Below are 14,926 nucleotides of genomic sequence, written 5' to 3' on the forward strand. Positions count from 1 at the left end.
CCCGCGCAGGGCTTGATGTGCCGAGAAGGCAAGCCTGAAACACAATTGAACACGTGTGTTCAGTTGTGTCAATGGCGCAGGGCTTTAATTGACCTGGCTTCAGGCCGATTTTCAGGCAGAAAAACCTACACGCTTAAAAATAGGGTTGACGTAAAATGAACACGAGTGTTCAATCGGTCCATAAGGTAATCCTGGAGAGAGAACCGTGGAATCCCTGAATCCAACACAGCGCCGCATTCATCAAGCCGCCTTCCGCCTGTTCGCTGAAAGAGGCACCTCACAAGTGAACATTCTCGACCTCGCCCAAGAGGCAGGCGTGGCGCGCGGAACGGTCTATAGCAACATCGACAGCATGGAAAGCCTGTTCGAGGCAGTCGCAGGTCATCTGGCCAGGGAGATGCATGAGCGCGTCAACAAGAGCTTCAATTCCCTCTCTGATCCGGCTCAGCGCCTTGCCAATGGCATTCGATTGTTCATTCGTCGAGCGCACGAAGACTCACAGTGGGGCGCGTTCATCCATAAGTTCGCCATGAGCAATTCTTCGTTACGCGAAATGTTCAGCAGCCAGGCGACTACGGATCTTCTGAGCGGGCTTTCCACTGGACGCTATACGTTTGCGCAGGAGCAATTGCTCTCAGTGCTGACGCTGATTTCGAGCAGCGTCCTGGGCTCGATTTTTCTGGTGCTGGAAGGGCACAGAACGTGGCGCGAATCGGGATCTGATACGGCTGAACTCGTGCTGCGTGCCTTGGGTGTGCCTTTGGAGGAGGCTAGAGCGCTGGCGACCGTAGAGTTGCCGGCACTTCCTCCTATCGACTAAGCGCGGTAACCGAAACAACGAAAAACCCCTGGCGTTTTCAGGGGTTCAGGGATCGCTTTGCCCTAAAAACTGGAAAACAAGAACAATGAATAACAAAAATCAAATGCCCCAGTTGGCAACACAACAGCCTGTCCGGTATCCGCAACCGACGGTTAAAGCCCAAGGTCTGACTCACCTGATCTTTCAAAGGCCAGACTTGAATGAGGCGGCGCATTTCCTGACAGACTTCGGCCTGGCCGTCAGTCATCAGAACGCCGAAACGCTCTATCTGCGCGGCACTGAACCGGCTCCCTATTGTTACCGTGTCCACCGTGCAGAAAATGCATGCTTTGTCGGGTTCGGGCTGGCAGTCCAATCGCTCGAGGATCTGGAAAAGCTGACGCAAATTCCAGGTGCATCATCGATCGAGACATCGACACATCCTGGCGGCGGGCATTACCTCAGACTGACCGATCCTTCAGGGTTTACCGTCGAAGCGGTTTGTGGCCAGACGCCAGGTAAAACCCTGGTACACAGAGCCCCACTTCCCTGGAATCTGGCGCAAGAGCAATCGCGAATCAACGCCACGCAGCGCCCGCCGATTGCACCGCCTGAAGTAATCAAGCTGGGTCACATCGTCATTGAAGTGGCCGACTATCAGGCGACCTGTGCCTGGTACACCCGGCATTTCGGGTTCATTCCCAGCGATGTGCAAGTACTCCCTGACGGCACCCCCATCGTCGCCTTCATGCGCCTTGATCTCGGTGACAGGCCTGCGGATCACCATACGCTCGCGATCGCCCAGGGGTTCATGGCGACCTATAGCCATAGCGCCTATGAAGTTGTCGATGCCGACGCGGTGGGCATGGGGCAACGGGTCCTGCGAGAGCGGGGTTGGGAGCACTCATGGGGAATCGGCCGGCACATCCTGGGCAGTCAGATCTTCGATTACTGGCAAGACCCTTGGGGTGATAAGCACGAGCACTACTGCGACGGGGATATCTTTACCGCCATACAACCTGTGGGCATCCATCCCGTGAGTCCCGAGGCAATGGCGCAGTGGGGGCAGCGCATGCCCAAGAGTTTTACCAAACCCAAGATGAGCTTCAGCAATGTACGAGCCCTGATCCGCAACCTGCGGCGCAGCCCTGACTTGACGATTGGCAAGTTGATCACGCTGATGCGGATGTTCGGGTAGAGCGGCTGCCATGTCGGCCAACGCTACACGATATGGCCGGCGAGACGTGCTCAAAGCCGGTGCCTTGATCGCCGGCGGCTCGTTGATCTACAGCGTCGCCAGCCCACCCTCAGAACAACACCACAGTTCTCGCGCCATCGAGCGCGGGACAAACGCTGCTCCAGGAGTACCTTCAATGTCTGCTGTACACGTAGTCCGCTTTGAGTTTGAGAACGGTATCCACTGGGGCGTGCTACGCCAAGACCGTATCACGATTGTCCCAGGTACTTTTGAGACCACGGGTGACTTCATCAACCAGAACAGTATCGATGATCTCGCTCAACTGAAGGGTACTCAGTTGGAGGCGCACCAAGTGAATCTGCTGTCGCCGGTAACCCGCAATCAACAGTTCGTCTGCCAAGGGGCCAACTACCGACAGCACATGATCGAGTCGGGCATGGACCCGGATGCGAAGAAATACAACATGATCTTCACCAAGGCGACCAGTTGCCTGGTGGCCGCAGACAGCGTCCTGATCAAGCCGCGCACCGTCCGTTTCCTTGACTATGAGATCGAACTTGGGCTGGTGATGAAGCGCGTGATCAGCGGCGCAGTGACCGTCAACGACGCCAACCTGCATGAATTCGTTGCCGGTGTGGTCATTGTCAATGACTACTCGGCACGCGACATTCAGATCCCCCAGATGCAGTTCTACAAGGGCAAGAGCTTTCGCACGTTTGGCCCGGTCGGCCCCTACCTCTGCCTGCTGGGTACCCAGGACATGCATTACCTGAAAGCATTGCAGTTGCGCCTGACGGTCAATGGCGAAGTGCGGCAAAGCGACAGTACGGCCAACCTGGTGTATGGCCCGGCTGAAACCCTGACCGAACTCTCCGCCGTGCAAGATCTTGCCCCCGGCGACCTGATCGCCACCGGTACTCCGGCGGGATGCGCGCTGAGCATCCCTTCGCCCGCCAAGCAGCGCATTGCGGCCCTGATGCCAGAAGCGACCAAGTGGAAGCTGTTCCTCAAAGCGCAGGAGGGGCGGACGCAGTATCTCAAGGCAGGAGACGTCGTCGAAGCGCGCATTCGCAGTGCCGATGGCGTGATTGACCTGGGTGTGCAACGCAACCGAGTCGTAGAGGAAGCCTGAAGATGATGGTGCGATCTCTGAACGACATTGAAAGTATCGAGCAGGTTCCGTTGTCGGAACGTGGCTTGGCTTCCAGCACCTATGAAGCACTGGCGCGTACAGCCGCGCTTAGCCCCAACGCGCCTGCACTGAGCTTCTTCGCCGACGCTACCTGCTTCAGGAACACCCATCACTGGAGCTATGCCGAACTCGTCGAAGATATCACTCGAGCGGCGAATGCTTTCCACGATCTGGGCATTACCCCGGGTGAAGTGCTGGCCTTCATCCTGCCCAACCTGCCGGAAACCCACTTCACCATCTGGGGGGGCGAAGCGGCCGGTGTCGTCATGGCGATCAACCCACTGCAAGAAGCCAAACAGATGGCTGCCTTGCTGCGGGCCGCCAAGGCCAGCGTGGTGGTAACGCTCGCACCGACGCCGGGCAGTGACCTGTGGCCGAAGTTGGCGTCGCAGCTGGATCAACTTCCCGAGATCAAGCACGTCGTTTGGGTTGGCATGGGACCCTATGTTGATGCAGCTCAGCGTGAATCCCTTGAATCCCTGGCAGAGAAAGAGCGTGAATTGCACAGGGGGGCCACGATTCACGAGTTACGGACGTTGATGGATGCTCAGCCAGGCACGCACCTGAAAAGCGACCGGCAATTGCGCCCTGAGGAGCGTTCCTCTTACTTCTGCACCGGCGGCACCACTGGGCTGCCCAAGATCGCGATGCGGACGCATGGGGCAGAGGTCTTCAACGCGTGGGCCATGGCTACGCACATGCAACCACATGGGAGTGGCCAGGTCATTTTCTGTGGGTTGCCGCTGTTCCATGTAAATGCACAGCTGGTGACAGGCTTGATGCCCTGGACCCAAGGTGATCATGTCATCCTTGGCACGCCGCAGGGTTATCGCGGTGAGGGGGTGATCCCACGCTTCTGGGAGATGGTCGAGCACTTCGGCATCAACTTCTTCTCCGGCGTACCCACCGTCTATTCCGCACTGTTGCAAAACGAGCTGGAAGGCCGTGACCTGTCCAGCCTGCGTTATGCCATGTGTGGTGCCGCGCCGATGCCGGTCGAACTTTTCCGAGAGTTCGAAGGCCGGACCGGGGTGAAGATCCTCGAAGGCTACGGACTCACGGAAGGCGCGTGCGTCTCCTCGGTTAATCCGCCCCATGGCGAGCGCTTCGTCGGCTCCATCGGCATACGGATTGCCTATCAGGGCATGCGTGCAGTCATGCTCGATGACGCTGGAGAGTATCTGCGCGACGCCGACACCGACGAAATTGGCCTGATCACCATCACGGGTCCGAACCTGTTCGAGGGTTACGTTGAAGAAAGCCATAACCGGGGCCTGTGGATCGACATCAATGGTCAGCGCTGGCTGAACACGGGCGATCTGGGTCGCCAGGATGAAAACGGTTACTTCTGGCTGACCGGGCGCAAAAAGGAGCTGATTATCCGCGGCGGCCACAATATCGATCCCAAGCAAATCGAGGAGGCTCTGCAAGCCCATCCAGCGGTGGCGTTAGCCGCGGCCATCGGCAGCCCGGACGTCTATTCGGGTGAAGTGCCGGTTGCCTACGTGCAACTGCGGCCAGGCCACGTTTGCGATGTCGAAGAACTTGAACAGTTTGCTCAACACCACATCAGTGAGCGGGCGGCCATTCCAAAGCGGATCGAAATCCTCGAAGCACTGCCGTTGACGGCGGTGGGCAAGATCTTCAAGCCCGCGTTGCAGCAGCGCGAAGTTGCCAGGGTAGTCCGGCAGGATGTGGATCGCATGTGTCTGAAGGACATTGCGGTCGAGGTGATTGCGCATGAACAACGTGGATTGGTCGTGTGCATCCGGGCCGGGAGACATCAAGAGTCCCTGGCCCTCCTTCTAGGTCGCTATAGCTTTCAGGTGGAGTGGCTCGATTGATCCTGACTTTGTAATTTCGGCACTACGGCCCTGGTACTAATCAGCCAGGGCCTTTTTCAAAAAAACGATGAACTTCAACCGGCACTGCCAAGTGCACCGGAAGGCGAAGCTTTGCCTGCGCACCAATCAATAAAAACAATACGAGGTGGAAAATGAACCTGAGCAACCGTGTAATCCCGTGTCTCTCAGCTGTGCGAGAAGTGTCTTCCTGGATCAAATTCACAGGTGCCGCGGCAATACTCAGCGTTTCAACAAGCGCGGGCGCCAATGGCATTGCCTTGAACGAGCAAAGTGCAAGTAGTGCGGGTACTGCTTATGCGGGGAGGTCGTCTTCTGCGCTGGATGCCAGCACCATCTTTGGTAACCCGGCGGGCTTAACCAAATTGAAACGTACCGAGATTTCCGGAGGAGCCGCGGTCGTCTCGGTGAGCGACGACATCAGTGATGCGCAGAGCAGTGCCCCGGGAACGAATAAAGGGAACTCGGTACCATTGGGGGTCGTGCCCTTCGTCTATATGTCGACGCCGCTTGACGAACGTTTTTCGATTGGTCTTGGCCTGTATGCTCCGAGTGGCCTGATCAATGATTACGAGAGCGGTTTTCAGGGCCGCTACCATGGTTCCTATAGCACGACCAAGGAAATAACCCTGCAGCCCACCATTGCCTATCGGATCAATGATTACGTGTCCATTGGAGGCGGACCGACCATAAACCGTTTCGATGCAAAGCTTCAGAATGACTTGGCCACCGGTGCCCTGAACAACGGCCAGGACACAGAGGTCACTATTAAAGGCGATGACACGGCACTTGGCTACAATCTCGGCATCTTGTTTGACTTGAGTGAGGCGACGAGTTGGGGGATTAACTATCACTCAAAAGTGGCTTATCACCTCAAAGGGCATACTGAGGTTTCCGGCTCTCCAAGCGTTATCCCGCTGGACGGAAACTATGACAACAAGATAGACATCACTATGCCCGAATCAGTGGACACGTCCATCACCCATCATTTCAACAGTCGCTGGACGGGATACCTGGGGACCACCTGGAAACGTTGGAGCCGGATCCAGAAGGTCGAGGCAGTCAACAGCGGTCTTTCCCCCCTGGGCCAGGCGGCCGGTCTGGGAAGTGTGACCGAAGAAATGAACTGGCGTGACACTTGGGCCACCGCAGTTGGGGCCTCCTATCAATTGAACCAACAATGGCTGCTGCGCGCAGGCTACGCCTATGATCCGTCGCCCATCAGAAATGCCGATCGCAGCGTGCGCGTTCCGGTTGGGAATCGCCAGGCCGTGACCTTGGGTGGTGCTTATTCGCCGAACTCCGATCTGACGATAGACTTTGCTTATGGTTATCTCTGGGATTCCAAAGTTTCCGTAAAACAGTCGAACAACTCCGGTCTTCAGCCTGAATACAGTGCCAAATATGACAATAGTGCGAATGGAATTTCAGTGCAGGCAACCTATCGGTACTAATCGACAGGACTCAATTTTTAATAGAGTCCATTTTTGCGAGCCTTCCTGAAAGTTTCCCTTTCATCGTTAATCAACTACTCCATCGGGACGTGATGCAGTCCTGCCTGTCAATCAGCACCCACTACCGAGAATACTTTCGCGGTAGTAGGTGGGTTGTCATTTAATGACCGCTAATCCATCGGGCTTTACGCGTGAACCTTCTGAATCAGTCAAAATTCTCGACCAGGCTTTTGACCTCGTTCGTCATTTGTGCCCTGATCACTCTAGCCGTGGGTGGGTTGGGAATGGTGGGGATCAATCGTTTGGCCACAGCGCTGTCTTTGACCTTTTCCAACAGCCTGGTCTCAGTGGGCAACATCAACGAGGTCATGACCAGAGCTTGTCGACAGGTTGGCAGTAGCCGCTCTGGGCGATCCTTGCAAGCAAGGGCGTCCCGAAGGAGAATGCCGGATTTCCAATGATCGTCATTAGGGTTTGTTCAGTAAAATTAACGAGTTGACATCAGGTTTTTAGGGTGAGCATGCCAAGCGAACCACCGTTTGATCTGAAGTTCAACTCCCGCGAAGTGAGCGCTGGGCATTGCTAATGAACAATCTCGGTTCAAATGTTATCGAGAAAACTGAGTGTTGCAGTGGCACCTCCGGGGTTTGCCCTCGATTCAGATCTGATTTATACAACAAGGCCACATGAAAAATGAAAATAAAATTATTATTCATCGCTTCGCTAGGGATTTTATCGCTAATTCAAACATCACTATCCTTCGCGGATAATGTCAATGGAAAAAATCTCTATTCACAGCGATGTGCCATGTGCCACGGAATAGATATCAAGGGAACAGGACCATTGGCTAATAAAAGCAATCCTCCTACACCTAATCTAACAACATCCGTTTTCAAGAAACGACTAAATGATTATCCTGGCGTTATTGTGTCATCGATAATACTTCGTCCAAATGGAGACTTGATTCCAAGAACTTTGCAAGAGAATGGTGTAAAGCTACCGCCGTACTCTTGGAGGGTTAAGGATTTTCGCGATTTAAATGAATACATGAGTAGTGTGATTTCAAAAAGTCGATGATTTTGAGAGGAGGGGTGGGCACAGAAATTCGAGAGCCATGAGCCAGTCGACCTCTCGCGGGTACATCGCTAATGAACAATCCAGGATGTTCAACTTTCCGTGAATGCGTGAATGCGTGAATGACCGGAAGGACCTTGGCCTTTGTCTCATAGTCCATAGGATACTCCAATGACGGCTTTTGGTCGATTCTGTTGAAAAAGTCGACCATGGTTTCCGCAGCAGAAAAGTACGCGTCCGAGATTGAAATCTTTMCTTTCGGCAGAGGCTTCCCGACTCAGATTTCACGTAGCAGTGTGCAAAAAAGGCGTTTTAACCAGTCAATGACCGGGCTGTTTGGGCGAACCGACTTTTTCAACAGAATCGGCCGTTTGCTGCCTGTCACCAAGTGCTGTAAACCACCAAAAACGGACTTCGGTTAACGTTTTCTTTTGAGTGAAAAAGTTTAGTTTCGCTACCGTAAGCTTCCGGTCTTGAATGGTTCCTGGACGAACCCTTAAACTGATCAATATAAGCTACTTGCCACTTGGGTTTGTTGGCGGATTTCCCAAGTGAAAATTATACTATGATTAATTAGAGAATTTTATTTTTTGGTAGGCGCCGAGGACCGGTCCACGCCTTGAAAGTTAAACTGCCCTCTCACTCAATAATGCTTCAGCTATTTGCTTGTTTAGTTGCGCGATTTTTATGTTGCCAGAGGCGTGTGCAACAACAGTTGTGCCGGTAATAAGGCTTAGAAACTGTGGGAGAACGACTTCTGCCTTGTCAGGTTCCACGAGTTGGGACAAGCGCGTTTTAATGAAATTTTCCCACTCATCGAAGTGCAAGCCTACTTTTGCACGCAAAATTTTCGATGCGTCATCATTGAAATCATTTAGACCACGAGCAAATGCGCAGCCTCTGAAGTCCTGCTCTGAAAACCAATACTCGAGAAAATCAAAAATCGCCAACAGCTCGGCTTTTGGGTCGCCGCCAGCTCGCGTGGCGTATTTGTTCAAGTTCGTAAATCGAAGCCAATGCCAAAAATCCAAATAGGCAGCGATAAGATCAGCCTTCGAGGGGAAGTAGTTATAGAAGGTTCTCTTCGATACACCGCTCTCAGCAATGATGCGATCAATTCCGATTGTGTGTACGCCACGTTCATTAAAAAGGATGATCGCTGTCTTTAAGATACGATCGCGTGGCTTGAGAGACGCGGTTTCCTCAAAACGGAGGTCTTTGAAACCTGAAGCAATATTTTTCATAAAAATTCTCCAGCATCAATCGTAGTGCTTGGCACACAGATCTGTCTACTTTTTTCTTGAGGTGGTAGACAGATCTGTGTACTTTTGACCGGCTGGTTCAGCCCAGTCACAAAATTCTCAAAAGCACTGGAGACAGAAAATGCCCAACTTCAATGATTTCTCGTTCAAAGCACAGCCCTGGTACAACGAGTCGGAGTTCCGCCCGCTCTTCGCCAAGGCAGTGAGCCTCAATACTATCGTCATCCATTGCTTCGATCCGCGTGCGTCGGAAATTCCGGCCGTTGTCGCCAAGCATTTCGGTGAGGTCTACCCGGGCGAGAACGTTCTCGATGAGGCTGGTAACAGGGTTGGGCATACCACCACCTTGTTCCCCGTATCAGTCGCCGGTGGTCGGGCTGTTGCAGGCGTGCAGTCTATCGCTACTATGGTCCATCTCTTCGGTATCGAAAGAGTAGTGGTCGTACACCATTCTTTCTGCGGTGCTACGTCCTTCACCACTGATGGCATCATCGACGCATTCAAACATGAGCACGGCAGCGATATTTCGTCGGCGTTTGACCATGACAGCATTTGCATTTCGGATTTCGAGACTTCACTGAAATACGACGTCGGAGTCGTTCGCGCAAACCCAGGGGTACCGGCGCACGTGAAAATCTACGGGTTCTTCTACAATATCGATTCCCTCGAACTGACAGAGGTGGTGAGCGACATTCCTGACCAAGCAGAGGCTTGATTCAGGAGCGGCGGCCAACAGCCCGCTGGTCGCCGCTTATTTTGCCAGCGAGTTGAATTAGCGCCTTTTCCGTTTCTAAGCTTTAAGTACCGCTCACTACGCTAGGGAAATTGCTCGCGTTCGTCTGATCACGTAACGTGCTCAATGCCATCGATAACAAACACTTGGTAATCCCCGCCCCTCAAGCGATGTTCGCGCGCTTCTTGATACGCGTCACTTGCATACCATTCATGGGCCTCCTTGATCGAGGGAAATTGAAGAATGGCAGCCGCTTCAATCTGCTGGCCGTCAAGGATGTCGAGATCTCCGTAGAACGCTAGCGGTGTCACCGGGCGCCCAGCAAGAGTCTGCGGACCTTTTTTCTGGTAAATATCTAGCTCGTTCGCATTGGTGGTCCGGACGCGGGACATGACAACGTAAGCAGGCATAGTAACTCCTTTGACATAAAGTTAATGGCGGGGCTGAGTCGGGCTGGCAACTACTTGTTAAGTAGTTGCCAGTCCGAGTTTTCTGTAAGCTGTGATGCTTCAATAGTTTACGATTGAAGTTGAGTTAGGTGGCTGTTGCGCCGTGTTAAAAAAACAATGGGGTCGCGTAGCCGTGTCCAATCAGAAATTGTTTTTTATTTTACACGTAAGGAGCCAAATCAAGTGCATGCGGAACTGTCTCCACCAGTCCATTTGTTACTGCCTTGAAAGACACTTCAAAGCGTGTGCCGACCAAATGTTCGAATGCAGTCGCGCTGAATACACTGTAGAGCTCGTCTCGAGAGTATTTGGAAAGCACCTCTTTTACTGATCGTTGTGACATTCGTGAAACACCTGTTCCAAAGACATCGCAGATAGCGCCGCGAGTTACTAAGAACGCCTCTGCACCATGTTCCTCAGATGGAACATGATAATTAAGATGAACGGCAATTGCATGCGCGACGATATCCGCGTGCTCGCGACAGAACCCTTTTCCGAGCAAGAAGTCTCGTGCGTGCACGCCACCATTGACGGCGAAACAACAGTCGCATGGTTGCGGGTTAGCTGTGGGCGTCAGGCCCAGGTCGTGAAGCATGGCGGAGGTGAAGCCAAGTTCGCGGTCGAAGTCGATTCCATCGTGCAGCGCGATCAATGATCCAAAGTAGTAGGTGCGCCAGCAGTGTCGCATTAAAGTTGGCTTATACAGATCTTGAACATAGGCCAGAGACTCTCTGACCATCTTTGTGTCGGGCGGTACAAGGTCATCTATAGAAATATACTTCGGGTTTAAAAGGCCAAGTCGGTGGCGCTCTGCATCAAGCTTTTCCTGGCTGAAGATAAATTTCAAGTTGTCGATAAGTTGTACTTGTTCGCTCTCACGAAGGACTCCTTTGGTGGACTCTCCCCATTCTACGGAACCGACTGAAATATCGAGAGCGCTTGACGAACTAGACACAATCTTCATTCTTAACTCCTAGACGTTTTTTCCGTCACAGTGTTGCAACCACCACTTATCGCAAATCATCAGAGTGCTATAAGTGGTACTTGCGATTCTTTACTTTCTTTGCCGAGGTGAAGTGGTTCGCTAGCCTCAGTCGGTCTACGTTCCGATCTCGCATCGACAGAGGTTTCGACCGACAGCTGTCCGCATTACATATCGAGCGGGCGATCCCACGTAAACCCCTGGAAGAGTCGGAGGTGAGAGTTGCGACAACGGTCGCCCGGGCCTCAGCCACCTAAGCGCAGGGGGAAGCTAAGGGCTATAACCGCCCGCTTCAGGCACAGAGTACGGTGGCAATTGCAAGACAGCCATTGGCGATATCGACATAATTAAGGTCGATATCGACACTGGTTGGGAGCGGCTTCCTATCAACACCGATCAACGTTAGCGCTGCTGCACAGTGCTCGCGGATCGGAAAATGGCGAGTACAGAATTGTCGAACCGCTGAACGGTCATTGCCGTCAATTGACAATAGGAGCACATGCTCCTATCTTAAATCGCATAGGGGCATATGCTCCTATCGTGAATTAAAGAGCATAGGCTCTAACCAATTGAGAGGACTACGATCATGAGCGCAGCTGAAATTCTTGTAAGCGGTGCAACCGGGCGGACTGGTGCTGCAGCAATCGACGAACTGCTTAAGTTGGGCAAGAGCGTCCGCGCGTACGTGCGTTCGGACGACGAAAGGGCAGCAGCTCTGCGCCAGCGCGGAGTTGAAATTGCTATTGGCGATTTCACCGACATCGATGCCATTCGTGCAGCGATGGAAGGCATTCGCTCGGCCTATTTCCTTTATCCACTCGCACCGGGAATCGTCGAAGGTGCGGCCTATTTTGCCCAAGCAGCGAAAGAGGCCGGGGTAAAGGCGATCGTGAACATGTCGCAGATCTCCGCGCGGCGTGATTCCAAAAGCCATTTGGCACAGGACCATTGGATCTCCGAACGTGTATTCGACTGGTCGGGTGTACCGACAACGCACCTTCGCCCTACCTTCTTCGCGGACTGGCTTGCGTACCCTCACTTCGCAAAGGAAATCCGGGCCAAGAAGAAAATCGAGTTCCCCTTCGAGAATGGTCGCCACGCTCCTATTGCTACTGACGACCAAGGTCGGGTGATCGCCCACATTTTGGCCAACCCTGCAGGGCATGAAGGTAAAATTTACAGCCTTCATGGTCCGATCGAGATGAATCACACCGAGATCGCTGCTGCCATGAGCGAAGTGCTTGGCGCGGAAATCGAGTACGCTCCGACATCAATCGAGGCGTTCCAGCATAAAATGGAACACGAGTACAAGTTTCCTGCGGCCTTGGTACAACACCTGGTCGAAGTTGCTCAGAACTACCGAGAGGGTGTCTTTGCGGGTGTGAACGACGTGGTTGAGAAGATCACCGGCACACCTGCGCTGTCAGTGCAGGCGTTCATCGAAAAATACCGTGACGTCTATGCGTGACTCGTACGTCCGGGGCGTAAATAGTCATCAGTAGTAGTGAGGAAATATACAGATGCTGCCGGTTAACCAACCAACAGGGATCGACCAGTGCAATTGCTCCGCAATAAGGAGGGCGAGCCGGCAGATCACTCGCTTTTATGATGCGCAGCTTGAGCCATCGGGTCTGCGGATCACCCAATACCTTACCTTGGCTGCTCTCCACGAAATGGGGACTGCTGCAATCAATACCCTTGCTGAGCGGCTCGATATCGAGCGCACGGCGATGGGGAAAATGGCGGGTTTCCTGGAACGGGGAGGATTGATTTCGATCAGCCCCTCTCCATCTGACGGAAGAAGTCGCCTGGTAGTGCTAACGGAGGAGGGGCGGAGCTTGTTCGAAAGGACTGCACCTCTCTGGGAAGAGGCTCAACGACAGTTTGAGCAAATGAACGGTACTGAAAAGGTAGACGCGTTAAGGCGGGAGCTTGCGTCTGTGGTAGTCGGCGATATCACGCACGGTGTCTCTGACGATTAGTCGCGGACTATCGGCGGCCCATAGGTTTGGCGGTATCGCTTGCAGGTGCTGGAAGTCGACGTCAACCGGACTGCGTCGGCTCGGTGCTTTTGTCGAAGCGCTGGGAGTATTCCATTGGGCTCACACCGAAGCGGCGCGTAAATGCCTTCCTAAGCACGTCGACGCCGTGGTAACCGTTCCGGCGACAGATGTCGTGCATCGATTTTTCGCCAAGCGCAAGCGAACGGCAGACCGCTTCCAGCCGGACGGTTTCGACGTATTTTGCAGGCGTGGTCTGCAATTCCCGCTGAAACATTCGTATCAGCGTTCTGACACTGGTTGAAACTCTGGCTGCCATCATCTCGATTGTGAGATCCATATGCAGATGCTCACTGATCCAGAGGCATAAGTCGCTCAGACTTGAATTGTGCGCCTGCTGTGACTGAAGTGCGAAGCTGAACTGCGCCTGTCCGCCTGGACGACGTAAGTACAAAACCAAATTCTTCGCTATCTCCATGGCGAAGTCATTTCCAAGATCTTCACTTACCAGCGATAGCGCGAGGTCGATTCCGGACGATATGCCAGCTGACGTATAGACATTGCCGTCTTTCACCCAGATGGGAGACGGGTCGACCTGTACCTTGGGGTAGCGCTCCGCCAAACGTCGTGCCACGCTCCAATGAGTCGTTGCCCTGCGGCCGTCCAGAAGGCCCGCGGCAGCCAGGGCGAACGCCCCAACACATATAGAGCACACGCGCCGCACAGTCTTCGAGCGCGTTCGAAGCCACTCTATGGCTTCCTGGTCGACCTGTTCGAACGACTTGGAGCCCATTGTCACGATCAAGGTGTCGATGGGTTTGTTCGCACGACGCTCTTGCTCGAGTGTGCGATGCCCTCTGAACCCAATACCTGTTTCGCTCTCGAGGTGCACATCAGCAGCAGAGCTGACTAGTTCGAGCACGTACGGGGCAAGGCTAGCGCCGTCCAGTTGATTCGCCCACGCGATTACTTCCGCTGGGCCGATCACGTCGAGCGCGTCCACCGGTGGCAAACCCAATATGACAATCCGCTTCTGCCTCACGTCTGCGCGCGGAGCGGCTGGTTTCGTCAACTTTTTCATTGGAGGAGGCCCCGTGCGTCCGGGCATAGAGTGAGCATTTGTGGCAGAAATAGTCTTGGATCTGTCACTTGTGCTCCGTCCGAACAGCATAGACTGAATCTCGCTGCCCCCCGCATGCCTAGGCGAGTCAGGCATCCGTGAGCTCGTAGATAGACGCGGAGAACGAAAATGTATGTGAAGGCCGACGTGCAGGACTTAATTGAAGCCCTGAGCCTGGAGCGTTAGTGGCAGTGCTAACTATTTGTTCAGGAGGTAACGATGCGTTTCTTTCCGAAGGTAGTTGCCGCGCGCCGAATTGATCCTGATAAGCGAGCGAGTGCAGTAGATTTCGTCAACCGAGTCAACTGGCTCTTCGAGACGTGGGATCTTGAGGAAATGATCAGTTCCTTTACGGCCGACGCAAAGGTCATACATTTCAAGGGTGAAGTTAGCGGTGGACCCAACATCCGCCATTTCCTCACCGAAATCTATCCCTATCTGGTTCCAGGAGTCAGTCGTTGCGGCTTGGGCCACATTGTTGATGAAGAAGAAAACGGGCTCGTTGCAGTCCGATATCACAACCTTCTTGTGCGCTATGCGGTTCCGGAAGATGCTCCGAAAATGAGCGACGGCGAGCTGACTGAGAGCGATTACCTACCGATGATCTGGATGTATTCTCCGATGCTTGATCGACTTCGCGAGACCGATAACGGCTGGAAGATCGCCGAGCGCTACATAGGCGGCTCAACGACGAATCGCCGACTGACACCGCCAGATATTTCCGCCACCGCTATACGACCTTTCTTGCCTGGTGCTTAAAGAGCTCTAAGGGCTGGTTGCTTGGGCTGTTCAACACTGGAC

The 14,926-nt window shown here is 53.6% G+C and carries 14 protein-coding genes and 1 pseudogene; 11 read left to right on the plus strand and 4 right to left on the minus strand.

All coding sequences use genetic code 11. The annotated features are described in order from the left end of the window. The first annotated feature begins 205 nt into the window (after positions 1–205). The 7 genes and pseudogenes from AC1DRN_RS20115 (at position 206) to AC1DRN_RS20145 (ending at position 7,582) form a co-directional block, all read left to right on the plus strand. A complete protein-coding gene (locus AC1DRN_RS20115) occupies positions 206–820 on the plus strand; it encodes a TetR/AcrR family transcriptional regulator (protein WP_223458878.1) in 615 nt (204 codons plus the stop codon). Between the two features lie 85 nt (positions 821–905). Then, positions 906–1,997 (plus strand): VOC family protein, encoded by a 1,092-nt coding sequence (locus tag AC1DRN_RS20120; protein ID WP_223458879.1) that lies wholly within the window; start codon positions 906–908, stop codon positions 1,995–1,997. A 175-nt stretch (positions 1,998–2,172) separates the two neighbouring features. Beyond that, the gene (locus AC1DRN_RS20125; protein WP_223458881.1) at positions 2,173–3,129 is read left to right on the plus strand and encodes a fumarylacetoacetate hydrolase family protein; all 957 of its coding nucleotides are present in this window, start codon (positions 2,173–2,175) and stop codon (positions 3,127–3,129) included. A 2-nt stretch (positions 3,130–3,131) separates the two neighbouring features. After that, positions 3,132–5,033, plus strand: a complete 1,902-nt coding sequence (locus AC1DRN_RS20130) for an acyl-CoA synthetase (protein WP_223458883.1) — start codon at positions 3,132–3,134, stop codon at positions 5,031–5,033. Positions 5,034–5,185: 152 nt separating this feature from the next. Next, on the plus strand, positions 5,186–6,505 hold the full coding sequence (locus tag AC1DRN_RS20135) for an outer membrane protein transport protein (protein WP_223458885.1): 1,320 nt from the start codon (positions 5,186–5,188) through the stop codon (positions 6,503–6,505). A 191-nt stretch (positions 6,506–6,696) separates the two neighbouring features. Further along, positions 6,697–6,879 (plus strand): annotated as a pseudogene (locus AC1DRN_RS20140) (MCP four helix bundle domain-containing protein); the annotation flags it as partial. Between the two features lie 319 nt (positions 6,880–7,198). Continuing rightward, a complete protein-coding gene (locus AC1DRN_RS20145) occupies positions 7,199–7,582 on the plus strand; it encodes a c-type cytochrome (protein WP_223458888.1) in 384 nt (127 codons plus the stop codon). A 623-nt stretch (positions 7,583–8,205) separates the two neighbouring features. Here the strand turns inward: AC1DRN_RS20145 and AC1DRN_RS20150 are convergent. Then, the gene (locus AC1DRN_RS20150) at positions 8,206–8,823 is read right to left on the minus strand and encodes a TetR/AcrR family transcriptional regulator (RefSeq protein ID WP_223458890.1); all 618 of its coding nucleotides are present in this window, start codon (positions 8,821–8,823) and stop codon (positions 8,206–8,208) included. A gap of 139 nt (positions 8,824–8,962) precedes the next feature. On the opposite strand from AC1DRN_RS20150, the gene AC1DRN_RS20155 reads away from it, so the two are divergent. Then, on the plus strand, positions 8,963–9,556 hold the full coding sequence (locus AC1DRN_RS20155) for a carbonic anhydrase (protein WP_223458892.1): 594 nt from the start codon (positions 8,963–8,965) through the stop codon (positions 9,554–9,556). 128 nt (positions 9,557–9,684) lie between these two features. On the opposite strand, the gene AC1DRN_RS20160 is transcribed toward AC1DRN_RS20155, so the two are convergent. Then, complete coding sequence (locus AC1DRN_RS20160; protein ID WP_223458894.1) at positions 9,685–9,984, minus strand: DUF1330 domain-containing protein; 300 nt, start codon at positions 9,982–9,984, stop codon at positions 9,685–9,687. Positions 9,985–10,183: 199 nt separating this feature from the next. After that, entirely contained in the window at positions 10,184–10,987 is an 804-nt protein-coding gene (locus AC1DRN_RS20165) for an HD domain-containing protein (protein WP_223458896.1), read from the minus strand. Between the two features lie 604 nt (positions 10,988–11,591). Between AC1DRN_RS20165 and AC1DRN_RS20170 the strand changes: the two genes are divergently transcribed. Together AC1DRN_RS20170 and AC1DRN_RS20175 are read left to right on the plus strand one after the other, a co-directional pair. Beyond that, positions 11,592–12,473, plus strand: a complete 882-nt coding sequence (locus AC1DRN_RS20170; protein ID WP_223458898.1) for an NmrA family NAD(P)-binding protein — start codon at positions 11,592–11,594, stop codon at positions 12,471–12,473. 52 nt (positions 12,474–12,525) lie between these two features. Then, positions 12,526–12,987, plus strand: a complete 462-nt coding sequence (locus AC1DRN_RS20175) for a MarR family winged helix-turn-helix transcriptional regulator (protein WP_223458900.1) — start codon at positions 12,526–12,528, stop codon at positions 12,985–12,987. Positions 12,988–13,048: 61 nt separating this feature from the next. Here AC1DRN_RS20175 and AC1DRN_RS20180 read toward each other — a convergent pair whose 3' ends face one another. Beyond that, complete coding sequence (locus AC1DRN_RS20180) at positions 13,049–14,086, minus strand: GlxA family transcriptional regulator (protein WP_223458902.1); 1,038 nt, start codon at positions 14,084–14,086, stop codon at positions 13,049–13,051. Positions 14,087–14,344: 258 nt separating this feature from the next. On the opposite strand from AC1DRN_RS20180, the gene AC1DRN_RS20185 reads away from it, so the two are divergent. After that, positions 14,345–14,884, plus strand: coding sequence for a nuclear transport factor 2 family protein (locus tag AC1DRN_RS20185; RefSeq protein ID WP_223458904.1), 540 nt, complete (start codon positions 14,345–14,347; stop codon positions 14,882–14,884). Positions 14,885–14,926: the final 42 nt, after the last annotated feature.

The sequence above is a fragment of the Pseudomonas sp. P5_B3 genome, assembly GCF_056400405.1.

Bases quoted from the DNA above. Each gene is read 5' to 3' on its own strand.
- AC1DRN_RS20120 (WP_223458879.1), top strand. From the start codon at position 906: ATGAATAACAAAAATCAAATGCCCCAGTTGGCAACACAACAGCCTGTC.
- AC1DRN_RS20125 (WP_223458881.1), top strand. From the start codon at position 2,173: ATGTCTGCTGTACACGTAGTCCGCTTTGAGTTTGAGAACGGTATCCAC.
- AC1DRN_RS20130 (WP_223458883.1), top strand. From the start codon at position 3,132: ATGATGGTGCGATCTCTGAACGACATTGAAAGTATCGAGCAGGTTCCG.
- AC1DRN_RS20135 (WP_223458885.1), top strand. From the start codon at position 5,186: ATGAACCTGAGCAACCGTGTAATCCCGTGTCTCTCAGCTGTGCGAGAA.
- AC1DRN_RS20145 (WP_223458888.1), top strand. From the start codon at position 7,199: ATGAAAATAAAATTATTATTCATCGCTTCGCTAGGGATTTTATCGCTA.
- AC1DRN_RS20150 (WP_223458890.1), bottom strand. From the start codon at position 8,823: ATGAAAAATATTGCTTCAGGTTTCAAAGACCTCCGTTTTGAGGAAACC.
- AC1DRN_RS20155 (WP_223458892.1), top strand. From the start codon at position 8,963: ATGCCCAACTTCAATGATTTCTCGTTCAAAGCACAGCCCTGGTACAAC.
- AC1DRN_RS20160 (WP_223458894.1), bottom strand. From the start codon at position 9,984: ATGCCTGCTTACGTTGTCATGTCCCGCGTCCGGACCACCAATGCGAAC.
- AC1DRN_RS20165 (WP_223458896.1), bottom strand. From the start codon at position 10,987: ATGAAGATTGTGTCTAGTTCGTCAAGCGCTCTCGATATTTCAGTCGGT.
- AC1DRN_RS20170 (WP_223458898.1), top strand. From the start codon at position 11,592: ATGAGCGCAGCTGAAATTCTTGTAAGCGGTGCAACCGGGCGGACTGGT.
- AC1DRN_RS20175 (WP_223458900.1), top strand. From the start codon at position 12,526: ATGCTGCCGGTTAACCAACCAACAGGGATCGACCAGTGCAATTGCTCC.
- AC1DRN_RS20180 (WP_223458902.1), bottom strand. From the start codon at position 14,086: ATGAAAAAGTTGACGAAACCAGCCGCTCCGCGCGCAGACGTGAGGCAG.
- AC1DRN_RS20185 (WP_223458904.1), top strand. From the start codon at position 14,345: ATGCGTTTCTTTCCGAAGGTAGTTGCCGCGCGCCGAATTGATCCTGAT.